Source organism: Streptomyces sp. NPDC087440 (assembly GCF_044744005.1).
Lineage (GTDB): Bacteria > Actinomycetota > Actinomycetes > Streptomycetales > Streptomycetaceae > Streptomyces.
Map to the genome: position 1 here is coordinate 139,008 of NZ_JBIUXN010000022.1, position 19,249 is coordinate 158,256.

A 19,249-nucleotide genomic window follows, 5' to 3' on the forward strand; every position below is an offset into this window, starting at 1 on the left:
GGCCCGCCCCGATACCCCCCGGCCGCCCCCTGCACCGCGCCCCCTCCGGACGGAGCCCGCATGCCCCGCCGCCGCACCCACCTGAGCCGCCTCGACCACGCGTGGTTCGAAAGAGTCGCCGCCGCCCACATCCCGGGCGCGGACCAGGCCCTCCCCGCCCTGTCGAAGGCCGCCAACCACGGCCGCCTCTGGTTCGCCTCCGCCGCCACCCTGGCGGCCCTGGGCGGACCCAAGGCCCGCCGCGCCGCCCGCCGCGGCGTCGGCTCCCTCGCCCTCGCCTCCCTCACCACCAACGTCGTCGCCAAGTACGCGGTCCGCCGCCACCGCCCCTCCAACGACCGCGTCCCCTTCGTCCGCCGCCCCGCCAAGACCCCCTGGACCTCCTCCTTCCCCTCCGGCCACTCCGCGTCGGCCGCTGCCTTCGCCGTCGGCGTCGCCCTCGAAGCCCCCCGCTACGGTGCGGTGTTCGCCCCGCTGGCCGCCGCCGTCGCCTTCTCGCGGGTGTACGTCGGCGTGCACTACCCGGGCGACGTCCTCGCGGGCTGCGCGCTGGGCGTGGCGGCGGCAGCCGTCACCTGCTACTGGTGGCCCCCGCGCCCCCCTCTCGTACGCGACAGCCGCACCCGCGTCGAAGCCCCCGCGCTCCCCCGCGGCGCGGGCCTGGTCATCGTCGCCAACTCCGGCTCCGGCAAGGGCGTTCCGGGCCGCATCCCCGCCCACGAGCACCTGCGCATCCTGCTCCCCGAGGCGGAGATCCTGATCCGCGACCAGGACGACGACCTCATGGAGATCCTCGACAAGGCGGTCGTACGAGCAGGACGGTCGGCCGGTGTCCTCGGCGTGTGCGGCGGCGACGGCACGGTCAGCGCGGCCGCCTCCCGCGCCGCCGAAGCGGGCCTGGCCCTGGCCGTCTTCCCCGGCGGCACCCTCAACCACTTCGCCCTGGACGCGGGCGCGGACACCTTCGAGGACACCGCGCACGCGGTCCAGCACGGCGAAGCGGTACGCGTGGACCTCGCCCACGTCGCGGACGGCGACGGCACCCCGGTGACCGACTTCGTGAACACCTTCAGCATCGGCCTCTACCCTGAACTGGTGCGCCGCCGCGAGAAGCTGGAGGACCGCCTCGGCAAATGGCCCGCCGCCGCACTCTCCCTCCTCTCCGTCCTCCGCGACGCCACCCCGCTGAACCTGCGCGTCGACGGCGAACCCCGCACCCTGTGGCTCCTGTTCGCCGGAAACGGCCACTACTACCCCGACGGCCTGGCCCCCTCCCACCGCCCCCACCTGGACGAGGGCCTCCTCGACATCCGTACGGTCGACGCCGACGCCCGCCTGGCCCGCACCCGCCTGGCGATCTCCACGCTCGGCGGCGCCCTGAACCGCTCCCGCGTCTTCCACACCCAGCGCGTCGAGAAGCTCACCCTGGACGGCCTGACCGACGTCGACCTCCTGGCCCACGACGGCGAGACGACCGCCTCCCCCGACACCCTTCGCCTGACGAAGTCGCGGGGCGTCCTCACCGTCTACAGCCCGGCCGCCGACCTGGGCGAGATCCGCCAGCAGTTCCTGACCGCCACCGCCCACCTCACTCCCCCGGACGGCTCCCCTTCTCCCTGGCAACAGCTCCGGCTGCGAGGAGCGTCGCAGTGGCGAGGCCGCCCCACAGCGCGCCCGGACCGTGAGGGACCGGCCCGGTGATGCCAGTCGACACCACCGCAAGCCCGCCTCCCCGCTAGCCCCCTTGCGCGACGGAGCCGCCTTCCCCCGCTCCCCGTAGCACCCTTGCGCCACAGGGCCGCCCTCCCTCCCCTCTTCCCCCAGCCCCCCTTGGGCGGCGGTGCCGCCCTCCCCACCCTCCCCGTAGCCCCCTTGGGTGGCGGTGTCGCCCTCCCCACCCTCCCCGTAGCCCCCTTGGGCGGCGGGGCCGCCCCCCGGGGGCGAGGGGGGTACCCCCTGCTCGAACGAAGTTGAGAGCTTGGGGGAGGGCGGGCAAGGGGGCGGCCCCTCCCGCTCCCGGACCACCCCGGCAGCCCCCGCCCCGTCCCCGCACCGGGCGCACCCACACCGAGGCCCCGCCCCACCCCCGTACCGGACGCCCGCCCAAGGGCCAGACCCCCTACCTCCCCTCCCACACCCCCCAGATCTCCCCCGCCCCCACCACCGTCGCCACCAACCCCACGGAGTGCCTCAGCACCTCCCCCACGTACTCCTCCGGCACCCCCGCCACCGCATCCCCCGCCACCACCACCCCGTACCCCAGGTTCACCAGATCGAAGACCGCGTTCGGCACCGCCACGTTCGCCGACACCCCGACCACCACCACGTCCCGGCACCCCAGGTTCCGCAGCAGCGCGTCCACCCCGGTCCCCGCCACCGGCGACAGCCCGTGCAGCCGCCCCATCACGAAGTCCTCCTCCGCCACCTCGATCGGCGAAGCCACCCGCACCGCCCGCGTTCCCACGGTCTGCCGCACCGGCAGCCGCTCCGCCGCCCGGAACAACCGGGCGTTGTGGTTCGCGCCCCGCCCGTCGGCCCGGCGCTCCGCCACCGCGTGCACCACCTGCACCCCGGCCCCGTGCGCCGCGTCCACCAGCCGGGCGACGTTCGCCAGCACCCCCGACTTCCGTGCCTGCTCGGCGAGTTCGGGCAGCGCGCTCTCCTCCCCCACCACCCCCTCCTGGCACTCCACCGTGAGCAGCACGGTCGTCCCCGGATCGAGCTGAGCCACGAGCTGTTCGTACGACGCCATCACGGCACCCCTTCGCAAACTCACACCACCTGGCAGCGGGCCCGCGACCCTAACGGCCATTGCACACCGAAGGAAGACCCAGCATGCTTTCGCACACCACACCTGACGTCACGTCAGAAACCGCCCGAGGGAGCCCACATGACCACCAACGCCAACCCCGACGCCCCCACCCAGCGCCGCGGCCGCCGCATCATGATGACCACGGAGGAACGCGACACCTACCTCACCGAGCAGCGCACCTGCCGGGTGGCCACGGTCTCCTCGGACGGCGCCCCGCACATCGGCGCGCTCTGGTTCGTCTGGGACGGCACCTCGCTGTGGCTGTACTCGATCACCCGCAGCCGCCGCTGGGCCCAGCTCCGCAAGGACCCCCGCATCGCGGTCGTCGTCGACGACGGCGTCGAGTACGGGGACCTGCGCGGCGTCGAGCTCTCCGGCACCGCCGTCTTCGTCGGCGAAGCCCCCCGCACCGGCGAGCCCTGCCCCGAACTCGACGCCCCCGAGCGGATGTTCACGCAAAAATACTTCGGCCTGACCGAGATGCCCCACGACGGCCGCCACGCCTGGCTGCGCCTGACCCCGGACGCCGTCGCCTCCTGGGACTTCCGCAAGCTCGGCACCCTCTGACCCCCGCCGGAGAACCCTCTGCCCCCGCCGGGGACCTCAGCTCGCCACCCGCGCCCCCGCCACCGCCAGCGCCTCCACCGCCGCCCGGATCGAGGGCCTCCGGTCGGCGTCCGCACGCCACACCGCGTACACATGCCGCCGCATGGCATGTCGTACGGGAACCACGCTCACCCCCTCGGGCACCGGCCCGCGCCCCAGCCTGGGCGCGACACAGACCCCCAACCCCGCCTCCACCAAGGCGAGTTGGGTGGCATGCTCCTCCGCGACGTGCGCGAGCCGAGGCTCCACCCCCACCCCCCGCAGCGTCAGCAGCAGCCACTCGTGGCAGAACTCGCCCTCCGCCCAGGTCACCCAGTCGTCGTCGGTGAACTCCGCGAGGTCCACCTCCGCGCGCCCGGCGAGCGGATGCCCGACCGGCATCGCCACGTCCGCCGGGTCGTCGAGGAGTTCGCGCTTGGCGAGTCCGGCGGGCATGGAGAGGGGCTTGTTGTACCAGTCGAGGACGACGGCGACGTCGTAGTCACCGCGCACCACGCCCCGTACCGCCGCATCGGGGTCCACCTCCCGCATCTTCACCCGCAGCCCCGGATGCCGGTCCCGCAGCGCGGCCAGCGCGGGCGGCACGAGTCCGCGGGCCGCGGTCGGGAACGCGGCCACCGCCAGGTCACCGACGACCCGCCCGCGCTGCGCCTCGATGTCGGACTGGGCGCGCTCCGCCTGCGACAGGATGGCCGCCGCGTGACCGGCGAGCAGCCGCCCGGCCTCCGTCAGCCGGACCCCCCGACCGTTCTTGGCGAGCAGCGGCTCCCCGATCTCACGCTCCAGCTTGGCCATCTGCTGCGACACCGCCGAGGTGGTGACGTGCAGCCCCTCCGCCGCCCCGCTGACCGAACCGTGCCGGGCGAGGGCGTCCAGGGTGCGCAGCCTCTCCAGATTCAACATGTAAGCAATGCTAAGCGGTAGTGCCACAAAAAGTTGCTTGTGCTACGAGGTCGGATCGGCCCACAGTGATGTCCATGACCCCCGTGCCACCGGCCGCCAGCCGCACCGCCGCACCGCCGATTTCAGCCCCCGCCGATGCCCCCGCACCCGCACCCGCCGCGTCCCATCGCCCGGTGCTCGACTGGCGCATCCGCTTCGCGGTCCTCGCCCTGATCTGGGGCTTCAGCTTCCTCTTCATCAAGGTCGGCACGGAGGGTTTCGCACCGTTCCACGTCACCTTCGGCAGGCTGTTGTTCGGGGCGCTCGTCCTGGTCGCGGTGATGGCGCTGAAGCGCGAACGGCTGCCGCGCTCGGCGCGCGCCTGGGGTCATCTCACGGTCTCCGCGTTCTTCCTGAACGCGCTCCCGTTCTCCCTCTTCGCCTACTCCGAGCTGACGATCCCCTCGACGCTCGCGGGCATCTGCAACGCGACCTCACCCCTCTGGGGCATGGCGCTCTCGCTCGTCGCGCTCTCCGAGGACCGTCCCACCCGCCGCCGCGTCGCCGGTCTGGGCCTGGGCTTCCTCGGCGTGCTGACGGTGCTCGGCGCCTGGCAGGGCTTCTCCGGCGTCGACCCGACCGGCACCGTGATGGCCCTCCTGGCCTCCCTCAGCTACCCGATCGGCTGGATCTACCTGCGCCGCACGCTGGGCGGCAGCAAGGACTCCGCCCTCTCCATGACCGGCACCCAACTGATCCTGGCCACAGCCCAGTTGGCGATCGTGACCCCCCTCTTCACCACGCTGCCGACCCACTTCCCCGTCCTGCCGCTCCTCGCCGTGGCCGCGCTGGGCGCACTGGGCACAGGGCTGGCGACGCTGATCCAGTACGGCCTGGTCCGCGAGGTCGGTCCCACCACGGCCCAGATGGTCACCTACTTCATCCCGGTGATCGCCACCGCCGCGGGCGTCACCCTGCTCGGCGAACACCTCTCCTGGAACACGCCCGTCGGCGCCCTCGTCGTCCTGCTCGGCGCCTTCCTCACCCAGCCCCGCAAGGCCCCCTGACCCGCCCGGGACGGCGGTCCCCCCCTCACTCGTACCGCCGCCCCACCCCCACCTCCCCGATCGCCTCCGCCAGCGCGTCCGCCACCACCCCGACCTCGTCGATCCCCAGCGTCGACACGGTCAGCCGCACCCCCGGCCCCGTGCGCAGCCGGAACCGCGCCCCCGGTGCCACGGCCCACCCCGCGTAGAGCATCCGCGCCACCACCCCGGTCTCGTCGGCCACCGGCACCCACACGTTCATCCCGCTCCGCCCGTGCGCCCGCACCCCCCGCTCCGCCAGCGCCGCGATCAGCGCGTCCCGCCGTTCCCCGTACGAGCGCGCCACCGCCCCGCTGTCCACCGCGCCCGTGGTCCACAGCCGTACGACCGTCTGCTGGAGCAGCCGGCTCACCCATCCGGGCCCCAGCCGCTGCCTCCCCCGCACCCGGTCCACGGTCTCCGCGTCGCCGGTCATCACCGCGACCCGCAGGTCCGGCCCGTACCCCTTGGACACCGACCGTACGAACACCCAGTGCCCGGACCCCGCCCCGGCCAGCGGATGCACCGGCAGGTCCACGATCCCGTGCCCGTGATCGTCCTCGACCAGCAGGGCCGACGGGTGCGCCGCCAGCACCTCGCGCAGCTCCGCCGCCCGCGCCGCACCCACCGCCGCCCCCGTCGGGTTCTGCGCCCGTGCCGTCACCACGACCGCCCGCGCCCCGGCCCGCAGGGCCTGCTCCACCTCGCCCGGCAGCGGACCCTCGTCGTCCACCGCCACCGGCACCGCCCGCAGCCCGAGCGCGGGCACCAGATCGAGCATGGCTCCCCAGCCCGGGTCCTCCACGGCGACCGCGTCCCCCGGCTTCAGATGTACGGCGAGCACCCGCTCGATCGCGTCCAGCGACCCCGACGCCACCGCCACCGGCCCGTCCGGCACGCCCGCCGCGTCGAAGTCCGCCCGCGCCAGCCGCACCAGCTCCGGCTCGACGGCCTTCTCGCCGTACAGCACGGGTTCCGCGTCGGCGCGCGCCACGGCCCACGCCGTCGCGTCCTTCAGCGACGGCAGCAGCGCGGTGTCCGGATTCCCGTTGCTGATGTTCCGTACGCCCTCCGGAACGTCCGCCCGCATCGACTCGCGCGCCGTCACGGCGGGCCGCTCCCGGATGCGGCTCCCCCGCCGCCCGGCCGTCTCGATCACTCCGCGCTCCCGCAGATTCCGGTATGCGGACGCGACCGTATTGGGATTCACCCCGAGTTCGCCCGCCAACTCCCGCATCGGGGGCAGGAGTTGACCGGGCTTCAGCGCGCCCTCGCCCACCCCACGCTCCACGCTCGCGGAAATTTCTGCTGCACGCCTGCCACTGATCCGATACTCTCCTAGCACAAAACGTAGTATGCACTAGTGCAATGGAGAGCGCAATGCAGGACAGCCCCACTCGCAGCGGCAGCACCGTCTCCGGCGATTACACCCCCACCGACCGCACCGTCCCCACCCGCTCCCCCGACCGTGCCTCCTACGACCGCGAACTGGTGCACTCGATACTGGACGAGGCCTACGTCTGCCACCTCGGCTTCGTCCGCGACGGCGCCCCCGTCGTGCTGCCGACCCTCTACGGCCGCATCGGCGACAGCCTGTACGTCCACGGGTCGACGGGATCGCGTCCGCTGCGCGCCGCCGGGCGCACCGAGGAGGCTCCGGGCATCGAGGTCTGCCTGACCGTCACGCACGTCGACGGCCTGGTCCTGGCCCGTTCCGCCTTCCACCACTCCATCAACTACCGCTCGGTCGTGGTGCTCGGCACGGCCCGCCCGGTCGTCGACGAGGCGGAGCGGCGCATCGCGCTCGACGCCCTCGTGGACCACGTCGTCCCGGGCCGCTCACGCGACTCCCGCCCCGCCAACGCCAAGGAGCTCGCCGCGACGGCCGTCCTGCGCCTGGACCTGACCGAGGTCTCCGCCAAGGTCCGCACCGGCGGCCCCAACGACGAGCCCGAGGACGCCACCCTCCCGCACTGGACCGGAGTCGTCCCCCTGACCCGCGGCCACGGCCTGCCGATCCCGGCCGACGACCTCGACCCGTCCATCACCCTGCCGGACTACCTCAACACCCTCTGAGGGGCCTCGCCCGGAAGTCTCGACGGCACGGCCCCACGCTGCGGGCTTCGCCCCAGCGGCGCGCGTGCCCGACCTCGTGGGCCCCAGCGCGCGTGCCTGACCTCGTGCGGGCTCAGCGGCGCGCGTGCCGCACCGTCAGCCGTCCACATCCCATGACCCCGCTGATCCTGACCCTCTGCCCGCCGGGCGCCGAGGGAGTCCGCGTCCGGCAGTCCGCGTCCTTCCACCCGGTACGCGGCTCCGCGAGGTCGACCCCGGCCTCGCGGGGCAATGAGCCGCCGGGGCACCCGCCGCGCACCCCGTCGCCGGATGCGTCCGGCGGCGGCCCCGATCGTCGCCCCGCCTTCGGAGGCCTCCGCCGGAAGCGGGACCAGGGCCGCTTCGAGTTCACCCAAGGCCCCTGCGGCAGTCTGGCCCGGGCCTCGCCCTAGCGCCGCAGCCGCTCAATCCCCCTTCCGCTTACGTCACTTCGGGCGCCCTATGCCTCTACGGCAACGGCCTCCCGCCGCGCCCGGGTCGCCGCCCGTGCCTCCCCGTACGCCAGCCCCAGCACCGCCGTGAGCAGCAGCAGCGTGCCCAGCACGGTGGCCGCCGTCAGCTCCTCCCCGAGGAGTACCACCGCGATGACAGCGGCGCTGACCGGCTCCAGCAGCATGATCACCGACACGGTCGCGGACCGTACGACGGCCGCCCCGGCGAAGTACAGCGCGTACGCGAGCGCGGTCGGCACGGCCGCCACGTACACCAACAACCCCACCACCAGGGCGGGTTCACCGGTGTGCGGCAGCAGCCCCTCCGCCAGCGCGAGCGGCAGCAGGCACACCGTCCCGACCGCGAAGGTCCCGGCGCACGTGGCGACCGGGTCGCCGCCACCGCCGTCCCGCCCGAGCCACCGCGTCAGCAGTGTCATCACCGCGTACGCGGCCGCCGACAGCAGCGCCAGCAGTACGCCGCCGGGGCGCACCGCCCCGCCGTCGCCGCCCAGCGTCAGTACGGCGAGCCCGGCCAGCGCCCCCACGACGGCACACACCCCGCCGCCCCCGAGCCGCTCCCCGAGCAGCACCCGCGCACCCAGCGCGATGAACACGGGCCCCGCCCCCAGCGTGACGACGGTCGCCACGGCGAGCCCGGTGCCCTGGACGGCGGCGAAATAGGCGCTCTGGAAGACGGTGAGCGCGAGCCCGGTGGACACCACACGGGCCAACCGCCGACGGCGGGGTTCGGCCACCGCGGGCCCCGGACGCCGCCCGGCACACGCCCGTACGACGGCCAACAGCACCAGCCCGCCCGCACACCGCCAGAACGACAACGCCAGCGGACCGAGGTCACTGGCCCCGAAGACCAGCGCGGCGGCCGCCCCGGCGGTCCCCCAGGCGACCCCGGCGACGATCAGATACAGCAGGCCCCGCCCGACGGACAGAACGGGCACGCGTGCACCACGCACATCGACAACAACACTCTTGGACACGTGACTCCCCACGAGAAGCGAAGACGGATCGGTCGTTCGGCTTCGCGCGCGGGCAGCGGCGATCGGCCCCGGGGCGCACCCCGGGGTCTTCGGCTCCTGCGGTCCCGCGCGCTAGAGGGCGGCGGGAGGGGGAAGGACGCGTGTGGTGGGCATGATCGCCACCCTACGGCGCGGTCCGTCCGACGGACAACGCGCTTTCCGCGTCCTGGACTTCACCCGCGCCGTGGGCTCCGGCCGGCGTGCCGCCGCCCGCCACCGGTCCGTCGCTCGGCGCCTTGGGCGTGGACGACTGCGCGATGAACGCGCCGACGAGGACCACGGCCCCGCCCACGATCTGCGGCAGCGAGAGGTGCTCGCGCAGCAGCACCCAGGCCGCCACGGTCGCGATGACCGCCTCCAGGCAGGCCACGACGCCCGCGACCTGCGGCGACAGTTTCCGTACCGAGACGACTCCGGTGACGTACGCGAGGACGGTCGCGATCAGCACGATCCAGCCGAGCAGCACCCACGCCTGCACCTGGCTGCCGCCCATGTCGACGGCGCCGCCCAGGATGTCCCACTCCATGCTCCAGGGCCGCGCGACCACGGTCAGGACGACCGCGCCGACGAGCAGTCCGTACGCGATCACGCCCAGCGGGTCGGCGGCGTCGTCGCCCTCGCCGCCCTGGTCGGACAGCACGAAGTAGCCGACCTGGCAGCAGGCCGCGCCCAGCGCGAGCAGCAGGCCCAGGACGTCGAAGGTGAGCCCCGCCCACACCTCGACCACGCACGCCAGGCCTCCGACCGCGAGCACCACGCCGACGGCGGCCGCCCGCGTCACCGGCCTGCGCTGCACGAACCGCACCCAGCCCAGCACCAGCGCGGGCGCGAGGTACTCGACGAGCAGGGCGACGCCGACCGGTATCCGGGACAGCGAGGCGAAGTAGAAGGCCTGTACACCGGCGACCGCGAGCAGCCCGAAGCCCGCCAGCAGAGCGGGCCTGCGGCGGACGAGCGCACGGTGGCGCCAGGCGACCGGCAGCATCACGAGCGCCGCTCCCGCCACCCGCAGCCACACCACGTGCAACGGGTCGAGCCCCGCCTCGATCAGCGGCTTGGCCGCGACACCTGATCCACCGAATGCGAGCGCCGAGACCAGGGCAAGACCCAGGCCGACGCTCCTCCCCTGAGCGTGCATCGGAACATCATGACAGGCCGGGTCAGTACCGTCACGTGCCTGACACCTGTCGAGACAACACCCCGGCAAACCACCTCAGATCGTGAAGACCGAACGTCCCTGACCTCCAAACGCGAAGGTCAGGCGGTCCTGGACGCCGCGCACAACCGTCCCACCAGCCCCACCGGGTCCACGCCCGCGTGCCGCAGCACCTCGACCGCCCGGCAGTCGGGGTCGGCAGCGACCGCGGCCAGCAGGTCGGTGCCGCCCGCCCGGAGGTCCTCGCGCGCCTCGGCCCGCGCGAGGGCGGCCTCCATGGCACGTACGGCGGCGGGCGACCAGCCCGTCACGGGCGTCGCGGGCGTCACCGGAGGCACCCCCTCCGCCCTGGCCTGCCAGCGCAGCCCGTAGCCGATGCTGCGCTGCACGAGGTAGCCGAGGACGCGGGCGAGCTGGTCCGCGCCCGCGAAGGCGGCACGCACCTCGGGGTCGGTCTCCAGGAGGGAGTGCAGCAGATGGGCGGTGTCGATCTGCCGGTCGCCGTCCCGCAGGGCCCTTCGGCGCGCGCCGGCGACCACCGTGGCCAGCTCTCCGGTGAGCCTGGTCTCGATGTCGGCGCGCGGGGGGACGCCCTCTCCGGTACCGGAAGCGCCGGAAGGACGTCGGGCGGTGTGGTGCACCCCTCCACCTCATCACCCGCACCCCGGCGCGGTCATCCGCGCGGGGGAGCATTCGGGCGTCCCACGGGAGTTGGGCACGGCAGTCCATCCCCTCATCCTTGCGGAGGAGATCGGATGAAACTTCCCTGAGAACGGCACCGAACGGCTCAGAATCCCCTCCGCTCCGCCACCGACGCCCTGCTGACGGTTCGTCAGTATTGAATGTTCGAGCCCCTGCCGCTACGTTCCGCGACACCCAGCAGGATTCCGCGCGGAAGGGAAGCTCCCATGGCCGAGGTCAGCGCAGAGGCACGCATCGAAGCACCGGCGGGCGAGGTCTGGTCCCGGCTGACGGACTTCACGACGTACGACCAGTGGAACGCGACCCACACCAGCTTCCCGAACGGCGGCCCCAGCCCCCTCGCGGTCGGGTCGACGTACCAGGAGAACATGAAGCTGATGGGCTTCCCCGCCGAAGTCGACTGGACCGTCGAGGAGTTGGAGCAGGACCGGCTCCTCGCCGTGCGCGGCAAGGGCCCCATGGGGGTCGGCCTGGCGATGCGCTACTCGCTGGCGCCCGCCGACGCGGGCGGCACCCTGGCCCGTATCGACGGAGAGTTCACGGGGGCCGCCGTGTCCCTGATGGCGAACAAACTGAAGGACTCCGCGACGACCGCCCTCACCGAGTCGCTGCACAAACTCGCCGGACTCGTCGCCTGACGAAGGCACGGACGCAGGCACGGACGCAGGCATGGACGAGCGCACGGGCAGGGGCAGCTACCCGAGCCGCCCCGCCAGCTTCCCGTGCATGGCCGCGCTCGGCTCGTTGAGCCCCTCCAGCACGACCGTCTTCCCGTACCGGGCGTACTTGGTCTCGACGGCATCCAGCGCGGCGACCGTCGAGGCGTCCCAGATGTGCGCCCGGGACAGGTCGATCACCACCTCCGCCGGATCGTCCTTGTACGAGAACCGGAAGACGAGGTCGTTCGAGGAGGCGAAGAAGAGCTCCCCGGTGACGGTGTAGACGACCTGCTCCCCGTCCACCACCCGCACCACGTCCGCCAGGTGCGCCACCCGCTTCGCGAAGATCACCATCGCGCTGACCGACCCGACGACGACGCCGACGGCCAGGTTGTGGGTGGCCACCACGCACGCGACGGTGATCAGCATGACCAGCGTCTCGCCGAGCGGCAGGCGGCGCAGCGTCCTCGGCATGACCGAGTGCCAGTCGAAGGTCGCCGCCGACACCAGCACCATGATCGCCACGAGCGCCGCCATCGGGATCTGTGACACCACGGGCCCCAGCACCAGACACAGCACCAGCAGGAACGCACCCGCCAGGAAGGTCGACAGCCGGGTCCTGGCCCCGGACACCTTCACGTTGATCATCGTCTGCCCGATCATGGCGCAGCCGCCCATCCCACCCAGCAGCCCGGTGACGATGTTGGCGATGCCCTGCCCGACCGACTCACGGGTCTTGTTGGAGTGCGTGTCCGTGATGTCGTCCACCAGCTTCGCCGTCATCAGCGACTCCAGCAGTCCCACCAGCGCGAGCGCGAAGGCGTACGGAGCGACCGTGCTCAGCGTGTCCAGGGTGAACGGCACGTCCGGCAGCCCCGGCACGGGCAGCGACGACGGCAGCTCGCCCCGGTCACCCACGGTCGGTACGGCGATCCCCGCCCCCACCGTGATCAGCGTCAGGATCACGATCGACACCAGCGGCGCGGGCACCACCGTCGTCACCCTCGGGAACAGCGCGGTGAGCACCAGCCCGCCCACGACCAGCGGATACACCGCCCAGGGCACATCCGTCAGCTCCGGAAACTGCCCCATGAACACCAGAATCGCCAGCGCGTTGACGAACCCCACCATCACGCTGCGCGGCACGAACCGCATCAGCCGCGCCACCCCGAGCGCCCCCAGCGCGACCTGCATCAGCCCGCCCAGGATCACGGCCGCAACGAGATACCCGAGCCCGTACTCCTTGTTGAGCGGCGCCACGACGAGCGCGACGGCCCCCGTCGCCGCCGAGATCATCGCCTTCCGCCCGCCGACCACCGAGATCACCACGGCCATCGTCACGGCGGAGAACAGCCCCACGCTCGGCGAGACCCCGGCAATCACCGAGAACGAGATCGCCTCGGGGATCAGCGCCAGCCCGACGACGAGCCCCCCGAGCACCTCGGTACGGAACACCTTCGGGGACGCCAGCCAGTCGGGCCGGGAGGGGCGGAGCGTGAGCAGGGAGGACATGGAGCCGTTTCCGTAGACGTACGGTGCCACCGAGGCACAAAGGCCCCCACCTTACGTGCACCCACCACGGAGGTACGCATCCCCATGCCGCCGGAACCGGCCCCGCACCCCGGCTCGCCCGTCGAGCACCTGGCCCTCGCGCTGTACCTGTCCCTGCGCACAGGGAGCCCGGCCGCAGCCCCGGACCCGGTGCCCCTGGCCTGCGCGCTGTTCGACGCGGGGAACCAGGGTGACGCCGTCCGGGACGTCCTGGAGTGCACCCCGGCCGCGCTCCACGAGCCGGAACTGCGCGGCCTCGCCGAGCGCCTGCTCGCCGAGTGCGCCTTCGACCCGGGCTTCACGCATGCGCCGGAGCGTCTTGAGGTCCTGCGCGGGGCGCTGCGGGTCGCGGTCCGGGACCTGGATCTGAGGGGCGACGCGCACCTGGTTCTGCTGGAGGACGCCTTCCCGCCTGCTGCCGGGGTGGTGCTGGCGGACGGGCGGCGTCTGGGCGGCGGCCTGCCGGCCTCCGCGGGGGACGATCCGACCGGCGCGGTGGCGGCGGTGGCGGATCACCTGCAAGAGGGACTCATGACCCTGACCCGGCGCGTGTGGCCGGTGTGCGATCGGCACGGTCTGGGCGTCCATGCGGTGGTACGGAACGGCTCGGCGGTGTGGTGGTGCGCGGCGGCACAGGGCCACCCGCTCGCGCCGGTCGGCGAGTTGACGCGCCGACCGCGTCAGTAGCACCACCAGGTGCCGCTCGCGGGCTGCGGAATCCACCCGTAACTCCCGGACTCGGCGGGCCCCCGCCGGAACACGGCCGTCACCGCGTCGGGCCGGTACGTCCGAATCCGCACCGGATTCCCCCGCTCGTCGGCGGCCTCCAGGACGATCTCCCCGGACTTGGTCCGCCCGGCGGCCTGCGCCTCGACCACGTCATCGGCGCCTTCCGCCAACTGCAACATAAAAACAGCCACAAATGCCTCCTCAACCCCAACAACAACCGAAGCACCCTAACCCCCCGAACTCCCCACCCCTCGCCACCAATCACCCACCAGGCCCAACCGCCGTCACCCTCCCCACCCCAAGTCCACCCGCCCCGAATTGGCCCTGCCACCCCCCACCCCCGCCTCCGTACGCTCCTTCCATGAAGATCCGCACCGTAGACGCCTTCACCACCACCCCCTTCCACGGCAACCCCGCCGGCGTCCTCCTCCTGGAGACCGCCACCGCCTTCCCCCCGGCCCCCTGGCTCCAGCACGTCGCCGCCGAACTCAACCTCTCCGAAACCGCCTTCGCCCACCCCCTCCCCACCCCCGGGGCCGGCCCCGAAGCCACCCCCCTCTGGGCCCTCCGCTGGTTCACCCCCACCACCGAAGTCGACATGTGCGGCCACGCCACCCTGGCCACCGCCCACGTCCTGCGCAGCACGGGCCTGACCACCGGCCCCGTCGACTTCTCCACCCGCAGCGGCATCCTCACCGCGACCCCCGCCGCCGACGGCGCCCACACCCTGGACTTCCCGACCGCCCCGCTGCTCCCCACCGAGACCCCCACCGGCCTCGCCGAGGCCCTCGGCACCGAGCCGCTCACGGTCCTCTACACCGGCGACCAGGTCGGCGACTACCTCGTGGAGGTCCGCAGCGAGAAGGACGTGCGCGCCCTCGCCCCCGATCTCAAGGCCCTGGCCGCACTCTCCCGGCGCGGCGTCATCGCCACGGCACGCGCCGAGGACCCCTCCCAGGGGTACGACTTCGTCTCCCGCTGCTTCTTCCCGGCCGTCGGCGTCGACGAGGACCCGGTGACGGGCAGCGCGCACACCGCCCTCGCCCCGTTCTGGTCCGACCGCCTGGGCCGGGCCGAACTCACCGGCCTCCAGGGCGGCCGCCGTACCGGCACCGTCCGTACGTCACTGCACGGCGACCGCACCCACCTCACGGGCCACGCGGTCACCGTGCTCGACGGCGAACTCCTCCCCACCCCCTGACGCCTCCCCACCCCCTGGCCTCAGAGAGTGGGCAGCCAGTCCACCTTCCCCGCCAACACCGCGTACCCGACAAAAGCCCCGACATCGAGCAGCGCGTGGGCCGCCACCAGCGGCCCCACCCGCCCCCACTTGCGGTACAGCAGCACAAAAACCACACCCATCACGACGTTCCCGAGGAACCCGCCGATCCCCTGGTACAGGTGGTACGACCCCCGCAGCACCGAACTGGCGACCAGCGCCGCCATCGGCGTCCACCCCAACTGCCCCAGCCTGCGCAGCACGTACCCGACGACGATGACCTCCTCCAGCACGGAGTTCTGGATCGCCGACAGGATCAGTACGGGGTACTTCCACCACACCTGGGGCAGCGACTCCGGCACGACGGTGAGGTTGAACCCGGCCGCGTTCATCACCAGGTAGAAGGCGAGCCCGGCACTGCCGATCCCCGCCGCGACGAGCGTCCCGCGCCCCAGGTCCGACCACGGCCGCGACCGGTCGAACCCGATCTCCCGCAGCCCGCTCCCCTCCCGGAGCAGCAGGTACGCGACAAGTACCACCGGCACCAACGCCGTCGAGATGCTGAACAGCTGCCACACCAGGTCCAGCCACGGCCGCCCGGGCGCCGCGGACGAATTCAGGTTCGCCGCCTGGTCCTTCAGCCCGCCGGGCCGCGTCAACGCCCCGATGAACCTGATCAACGCGGAAACCCCGCTGGCCCCGAGCGACAGGGCCAACACAATCAGAAGCTCAACCCCCAGCACCCGCCGCCCGGACGCCCCCCACCGCCCACTCACCGACTTCCCCACCACCACATCAGCCACCGACCCGCCATCCCCTCACACTCAGCCCTCCACCAACATCACCCCATCCTCCCTCCTCCTCCCCAACTGTGGGCCATCGCTCCGCACCCCCCACCGCTGTGGGCCATCGCCCCCCGCTTTGGGCAATCGCTCCGCGACCCCTCCCCCCCGCTGTGGGCAATCGTTCCGCAGGGCGGAACGGGTGGGCACAGCGGAACTCCCCGCGCCGGACAGGCGCCCCACCCCCCGGCCCACCCCCGCACCGCCGCACACCCCGCGCCGCCCCGCACCCCGCACCCCGCACCCCGCACCCCGCACCCCGCAGACCCCGCCCCTCACCCCCGCCCCGGAAACCCCACCGGCCACAAATGCACCGGCTCCCCACCCCACATCAACTCCCCGTACCTCCGCGTCATCGCCGCCAGCGCAGCCTCCCTCCCCAACCCCGCCTCCACCGCCCGGTGATACGTCTCCACCTGCCACGACGCCCCGTTCACCCGCCGCCTGCACCGCTCCTCGATCACCCCGAGATACCGGTCCCGGTCCGCCGCCTCGACCCCCCACGCGTCCAGCCCCGCCGCCGCCAACGGCAACAGCTCGTCCCGCACCAGCTTCACCGCGGGCACCTTCTGCGTCCCCGACCCCCGCCCGCCGCGCGGCCACGTCAGCTCCGCGTCGATCCCGTACCGGCACGCCGTGTCGAAGTTCGCCTCCGCGTCCTCGAACGCCATCCGCCGCCACACCGGCCTGGGGTCCTCGGCGAGCGCTCGTACGAGTCCGTAGTAGAAGGCGGCGTTCGCGATCACGTCGGTCACCGTCGGCCCCGCCGGGAGCACCCTGTTCTCCACCCGCAGATGCGGCACCCCGTCCGCGATCCCGTACACCGGCCGGTTCCACCGGTACACGGTCCCGTTGTGCAGCACCAGCTCCTTCAGCTGCGGCACGCCCCCGTCGTCGAGCACCCGCAGCGGGTCCTCCTCGTCACAGATCGGCAGCAGGGAAGGGAAGTACCTCAGGTTCTCCTCGAACAGTTCGTACGCCGAGTCCACCCACCGCTCCCCGAACCAGGTCCGCGGCCGCACCCCCTGGGCGATCAGCTCCGGCGGCCTGGTGTCGGTGGCCTGCGTGAACAGCGGCGGCCGCGACTCGCGCCACAGCTCCTGCCCGAACAGGAACGGCGCGTTGGCCCCGACCGCGATCTGCACCCCGGCCACCGCCTGCGCCGCGTTCCACACGTCCGCGAACCGCCCCGGCGTCACCTGGAGGTGCAACTGCACCGACGTGCACGCCGACTCCGGCACGATCGACTCCGACGTGCAGGTCAGTCGCTCGACGCCCGCGATGTCGAGCTGGAAGGGCTCGCCCCTGGCCGCCACGATCTGCTCGTTCAGCAGCTCGTAGCGGTCCACGTCCGACAGGTTCGCGTGGACCAGGTCGTCCCGCCCCAGCGTCGGCAGAATGCCGATCATCACGATGCCCGCGTCGACCTCGGCGGCCTTCCGGTGGGCATATCCGAGACCGGTGCGCAGTTCCTCCGCCAATTGATCCAGAACCCGTCCGCCCAACCGGTGCGGAACGATATTGACCTCAAGATTGAACATGCCGAGTTCCGTCTGGAAATCCCGGCTCGCAATGCGGTCCAGCACCTCGGCATTCATCATCTTCGGCAACCCGTCGGGCCCGGCGAGATTCAGCTCGATCTCCAGCCCCATGAGATTCTTGGGCCGGTCGAACCGCTTCTCCTTCAACAGCCTCCCGAGCCCCTCCAGGCACTGGTGGAGCTTGTGCCGGTACTTCTGCCGGTCCGACAGATCAAATCCGTCTGCCACGACCTTCTCACCCATCGGAGCGTCCTTCCTCAGCCGGGGCAGCCCGCGGCACGACCGCTGCGTCCTGTGGTTCACGGTCGATGATGCCCCGACGGACTGATCCATAACGCCCCGCGCGCGACCGGCGCACAGTACCCTCGACACATATTCCGCGCGGCACATTCCGCAGGCATGGCGCACGGCGCAGTTACCACCTTCACGGAAGTGGTCCAAAACGCCGACGAGTTCAAGCCGACCGCATCGGTGCCGAAATATCCGCCCGCGCCCCGCAATCGCACGGGAAACGGCCATGATTCCCCCGGTCCGGCCACGTACGAAAAGTCCGGATGTTGTCTTGCGCGCAATATCCACGACAGCTAGCGGAAACATCGTGTGAACACGTGTCGTATAAACTCCGCGAACGAGGCGGAGAGTTGACGCCGGGCCCTCGCCCAAGGCCCCCTCCGGCCCCGCACCGCTGACAGCGCCGTCCGCACCGCCCAGGCTTCACCGTGTCTCCCGAGCGAGAGGCGTCCCACCATGCCGCTGCACGTACCCCCGGCTCCCGCGCCCGCCCTGCGCAGCGTTCTCGCGGCACTCGGCTCCCCCACTGCCGTCCGCGAGGCCCGCACCCCGGCCCTGCGCGCCCTCCCGGGCCCGCACACGCCCGAACTCCCGCTCCCCGTCCACGTACTGGACCGGCTCACCCCCGGCGACGGGCCCTTCCGCACCCGGCTCACCGGCTGGCGGTTCATGATCCGCAGCAACGACCGCGCGGTGGCCGCCGCCGACACGATGCTCACCCCGGACGGCTGGACCTTCTCGCACTTCTTCGAGGGCCCCTACCTCGGCTCCACCGAGCGCGCGCTGCGCCAGGCCGAGTCCATGACGGCCGACTGCCAGCCGCGCCTGCTGTCCGTCCCGGCCCTCTACATGCTGACCCTGTGGCTGCACGGCGACCCCACCGCCGACGCCTCGACCGGCGCACCGGCCCCGGCCGACGTCCTGGTCCCGCTCGCCCCGGCCCCGCCCGGCATCGCCGCCCACCGCCCCTGCACGGTCGCCGACCTGATGCCCACCCTGGCGCTCCGGCTCGCCCCCGCACCCGCCGCGAAAACGTCCCCGCTCCTCGGTCAGCCCGCCTGACCCCCGCGCCCCAAGCCCGCGCGCCGCCCCGCACCCCCTGCCCGACGGTGCGGGGCGCCGCCCTGTCCGGATGCCCCATCCGGCGTAGTCCACCCGGGCCACCCCGAACCACCCGAAGAGAGGGGGCAGTTGAGCTGAACCGTCCGCACGGGTGACGCGTCCTTGTTCAGTAAGAAGAGCTGCCGTGAAATCCCTGCGGAACGACGCCCGTAGGGCAACACTGGGACCGGACCAACTGATACGGGGGGCGGCCATGAACACCGATTCGAGCCGCAGGAACACCTTCTCGACCACCACGCAGCGAAAGAACCCTTCCATGTGCCAGCACCAGCCACCCTGCCCGACCGCCGAATCCGCCGACCGGGAGGCCGCCCATCCGATGGCGCACCACCCGGAGCAGGGCTGGAGCCTGCTGTGCAACGGTGTCCTCCTCTTCGAGGACACCGGTGAGCTCCTGCCGAACGGGCAGATCATCGCACCGCACCGCCCGCTGGACGTGGCCACCGCTGCCTAGCCGAACCGCACACCC

General features: G+C 72.7%; 19 protein-coding genes. 9 read left to right on the forward strand and 10 right to left on the reverse strand.

Going from position 1 to position 19,249, the window contains the following annotated elements; translation table 11 throughout:
• The first annotated feature begins 60 nt into the window (after positions 1–60).
• Positions 61–1,701, forward strand: a complete 1,641-nt coding sequence (locus tag ACIO3O_RS33915) for a bifunctional phosphatase PAP2/diacylglycerol kinase family protein (RefSeq protein ID WP_401752621.1) — start codon at positions 61–63, stop codon at positions 1,699–1,701.
• A 418-nt stretch (positions 1,702–2,119) separates the two neighbouring features.
• On the opposite strand, the gene ACIO3O_RS33920 is transcribed toward ACIO3O_RS33915, so the two are convergent.
• Positions 2,120–2,752, reverse strand: coding sequence for an isochorismatase family protein (locus ACIO3O_RS33920; RefSeq protein ID WP_401752623.1), 633 nt, complete (start codon positions 2,750–2,752; stop codon positions 2,120–2,122).
• 138 nt (positions 2,753–2,890) lie between these two features.
• Here ACIO3O_RS33920 and ACIO3O_RS33925 point away from each other — a divergent pair, with 138 nt between their 5' ends.
• On the forward strand, positions 2,891–3,379 hold the full coding sequence (locus tag ACIO3O_RS33925; protein ID WP_401752625.1) for a pyridoxamine 5'-phosphate oxidase family protein: 489 nt from the start codon (positions 2,891–2,893) through the stop codon (positions 3,377–3,379).
• A 36-nt stretch (positions 3,380–3,415) separates the two neighbouring features.
• Here the strand turns inward: ACIO3O_RS33925 and ACIO3O_RS33930 are convergent, their stop codons facing one another.
• Positions 3,416–4,321 (reverse strand): LysR family transcriptional regulator, encoded by a 906-nt coding sequence (locus ACIO3O_RS33930; protein WP_401752626.1) that lies wholly within the window; start codon positions 4,319–4,321, stop codon positions 3,416–3,418.
• A gap of 68 nt (positions 4,322–4,389) precedes the next feature.
• Between ACIO3O_RS33930 and ACIO3O_RS33935 the strand changes: the two genes are divergently transcribed.
• On the forward strand, positions 4,390–5,367 hold the full coding sequence (locus ACIO3O_RS33935; RefSeq protein ID WP_401752628.1) for a DMT family transporter: 978 nt from the start codon (positions 4,390–4,392) through the stop codon (positions 5,365–5,367).
• 25 nt (positions 5,368–5,392) lie between these two features.
• Here the strand turns inward: ACIO3O_RS33935 and ACIO3O_RS33940 are convergent, their stop codons facing one another.
• Complete coding sequence (locus tag ACIO3O_RS33940; protein ID WP_401752630.1) at positions 5,393–6,730, reverse strand: aminotransferase class I/II-fold pyridoxal phosphate-dependent enzyme; 1,338 nt, start codon at positions 6,728–6,730, stop codon at positions 5,393–5,395.
• Positions 6,731–6,765: 35 nt separating this feature from the next.
• Between ACIO3O_RS33940 and ACIO3O_RS33945 the strand changes: the two genes are divergently transcribed.
• A complete protein-coding gene (locus ACIO3O_RS33945) occupies positions 6,766–7,461 on the forward strand; it encodes a pyridoxamine 5'-phosphate oxidase family protein (RefSeq protein WP_401752631.1) in 696 nt (231 codons plus the stop codon).
• Positions 7,462–7,939: 478 nt separating this feature from the next.
• Here the strand turns inward: ACIO3O_RS33945 and ACIO3O_RS33950 are convergent, their stop codons facing one another.
• The 3 genes from ACIO3O_RS33950 to ACIO3O_RS33960 all read right to left on the reverse strand — a co-directional run bounded on the left by ACIO3O_RS33950 (position 7,940) and on the right by ACIO3O_RS33960 (position 10,765).
• On the reverse strand, positions 7,940–8,890 hold the full coding sequence (locus tag ACIO3O_RS33950; protein WP_401752632.1) for a DMT family transporter: 951 nt from the start codon (positions 8,888–8,890) through the stop codon (positions 7,940–7,942).
• 202 nt (positions 8,891–9,092) lie between these two features.
• Positions 9,093–10,106, reverse strand: a complete 1,014-nt coding sequence (locus ACIO3O_RS33955; RefSeq protein WP_401752634.1) for an EamA family transporter — start codon at positions 10,104–10,106, stop codon at positions 9,093–9,095.
• Positions 10,107–10,225: 119 nt separating this feature from the next.
• A complete protein-coding gene (locus ACIO3O_RS33960; RefSeq protein WP_401752636.1) occupies positions 10,226–10,765 on the reverse strand; it encodes a Clp protease N-terminal domain-containing protein in 540 nt (179 codons plus the stop codon).
• Between the two features lie 267 nt (positions 10,766–11,032).
• Between ACIO3O_RS33960 and ACIO3O_RS33965 the strand changes: the two genes are divergently transcribed.
• On the forward strand, positions 11,033–11,464 hold the full coding sequence (locus ACIO3O_RS33965) for an SRPBCC family protein (RefSeq protein WP_401752637.1): 432 nt from the start codon (positions 11,033–11,035) through the stop codon (positions 11,462–11,464).
• Positions 11,465–11,521: 57 nt separating this feature from the next.
• Here ACIO3O_RS33965 and ACIO3O_RS33970 read toward each other — a convergent pair whose 3' ends face one another.
• A complete protein-coding gene (locus ACIO3O_RS33970; protein ID WP_401752639.1) occupies positions 11,522–12,997 on the reverse strand; it encodes a SulP family inorganic anion transporter in 1,476 nt (491 codons plus the stop codon).
• An 84-nt stretch (positions 12,998–13,081) separates the two neighbouring features.
• Between ACIO3O_RS33970 and ACIO3O_RS33975 the strand changes: the two genes are divergently transcribed.
• Positions 13,082–13,723 carry a hypothetical protein gene (locus tag ACIO3O_RS33975; RefSeq protein WP_401752641.1) on the forward strand — a complete coding sequence of 214 codons (642 nt, stop codon included), beginning with the start codon at positions 13,082–13,084 and terminating at the stop codon, positions 13,721–13,723.
• Here the strand turns inward: ACIO3O_RS33975 and ACIO3O_RS33980 are convergent.
• The gene (locus tag ACIO3O_RS33980) at positions 13,717–13,956 is read right to left on the reverse strand and encodes a hypothetical protein (protein WP_401752643.1); all 240 of its coding nucleotides are present in this window, start codon (positions 13,954–13,956) and stop codon (positions 13,717–13,719) included. The two genes, ACIO3O_RS33975 and ACIO3O_RS33980, sit on opposite strands and share 7 nt — an antisense overlap.
• A 170-nt stretch (positions 13,957–14,126) precedes the next feature.
• Between ACIO3O_RS33980 and ACIO3O_RS33985 the strand changes: the two genes are divergently transcribed.
• Positions 14,127–14,966, forward strand: a complete 840-nt coding sequence (locus ACIO3O_RS33985) for a PhzF family phenazine biosynthesis protein (RefSeq protein WP_401752644.1) — start codon at positions 14,127–14,129, stop codon at positions 14,964–14,966.
• Between the two features lie 20 nt (positions 14,967–14,986).
• Here the strand turns inward: ACIO3O_RS33985 and ACIO3O_RS33990 are convergent, their stop codons facing one another.
• Both ACIO3O_RS33990 and ACIO3O_RS33995 read right to left on the reverse strand, forming a co-directional pair.
• The gene (locus ACIO3O_RS33990) at positions 14,987–15,760 is read right to left on the reverse strand and encodes a CPBP family intramembrane glutamic endopeptidase (RefSeq protein WP_401752677.1); all 774 of its coding nucleotides are present in this window, start codon (positions 15,758–15,760) and stop codon (positions 14,987–14,989) included.
• A 341-nt stretch (positions 15,761–16,101) separates the two neighbouring features.
• Entirely contained in the window at positions 16,102–17,610 is a 1,509-nt protein-coding gene (locus tag ACIO3O_RS33995; protein ID WP_401752646.1) for a glutamate--cysteine ligase, read from the reverse strand.
• 504 nt (positions 17,611–18,114) lie between these two features.
• On the opposite strand from ACIO3O_RS33995, the gene ACIO3O_RS34000 reads away from it, so the two are divergent.
• A complete protein-coding gene (locus ACIO3O_RS34000) occupies positions 18,115–18,720 on the forward strand; it encodes a hypothetical protein (RefSeq protein ID WP_401752648.1) in 606 nt (201 codons plus the stop codon).
• 316 nt (positions 18,721–19,036) lie between these two features.
• The gene (locus ACIO3O_RS34005) at positions 19,037–19,234 is read left to right on the forward strand and encodes a DUF5999 family protein (RefSeq protein ID WP_308436993.1); all 198 of its coding nucleotides are present in this window, start codon (positions 19,037–19,039) and stop codon (positions 19,232–19,234) included.
• Positions 19,235–19,249 lie beyond the last annotated feature (15 nt).

Excerpts from the sequence above, each read along its gene's own strand:
- ACIO3O_RS33935 (WP_401752628.1), top strand. The coding sequence starts at position 4,390 with ATGTCCATGACCCCCGTGCCACCGGCCGCCAGCCGCACCGCCGCACCG.
- ACIO3O_RS33975 (WP_401752641.1), top strand. The coding sequence starts at position 13,082 with ATGCCGCCGGAACCGGCCCCGCACCCCGGCTCGCCCGTCGAGCACCTG.
- ACIO3O_RS33920 (WP_401752623.1), bottom strand. The coding sequence starts at position 2,752 with ATGGCGTCGTACGAACAGCTCGTGGCTCAGCTCGATCCGGGGACGACC.
- ACIO3O_RS33925 (WP_401752625.1), top strand. The coding sequence starts at position 2,891 with ATGACCACCAACGCCAACCCCGACGCCCCCACCCAGCGCCGCGGCCGC.
- ACIO3O_RS33930 (WP_401752626.1), bottom strand. The coding sequence starts at position 4,321 with ATGTTGAATCTGGAGAGGCTGCGCACCCTGGACGCCCTCGCCCGGCAC.
- ACIO3O_RS33945 (WP_401752631.1), top strand. The coding sequence starts at position 6,766 with ATGCAGGACAGCCCCACTCGCAGCGGCAGCACCGTCTCCGGCGATTAC.
- ACIO3O_RS33955 (WP_401752634.1), bottom strand. The coding sequence starts at position 10,106 with ATGCACGCTCAGGGGAGGAGCGTCGGCCTGGGTCTTGCCCTGGTCTCG.
- ACIO3O_RS33915 (WP_401752621.1), top strand. The coding sequence starts at position 61 with ATGCCCCGCCGCCGCACCCACCTGAGCCGCCTCGACCACGCGTGGTTC.
- ACIO3O_RS33985 (WP_401752644.1), top strand. The coding sequence starts at position 14,127 with ATGAAGATCCGCACCGTAGACGCCTTCACCACCACCCCCTTCCACGGC.
- ACIO3O_RS33970 (WP_401752639.1), bottom strand. The coding sequence starts at position 12,997 with ATGTCCTCCCTGCTCACGCTCCGCCCCTCCCGGCCCGACTGGCTGGCG.
- ACIO3O_RS34000 (WP_401752648.1), top strand. The coding sequence starts at position 18,115 with ATGCCGCTGCACGTACCCCCGGCTCCCGCGCCCGCCCTGCGCAGCGTT.
- ACIO3O_RS33995 (WP_401752646.1), bottom strand. The coding sequence starts at position 17,610 with ATGGGTGAGAAGGTCGTGGCAGACGGATTTGATCTGTCGGACCGGCAG.
- ACIO3O_RS34005 (WP_308436993.1), top strand. The coding sequence starts at position 19,037 with ATGTGCCAGCACCAGCCACCCTGCCCGACCGCCGAATCCGCCGACCGG.
- ACIO3O_RS33965 (WP_401752637.1), top strand. The coding sequence starts at position 11,033 with ATGGCCGAGGTCAGCGCAGAGGCACGCATCGAAGCACCGGCGGGCGAG.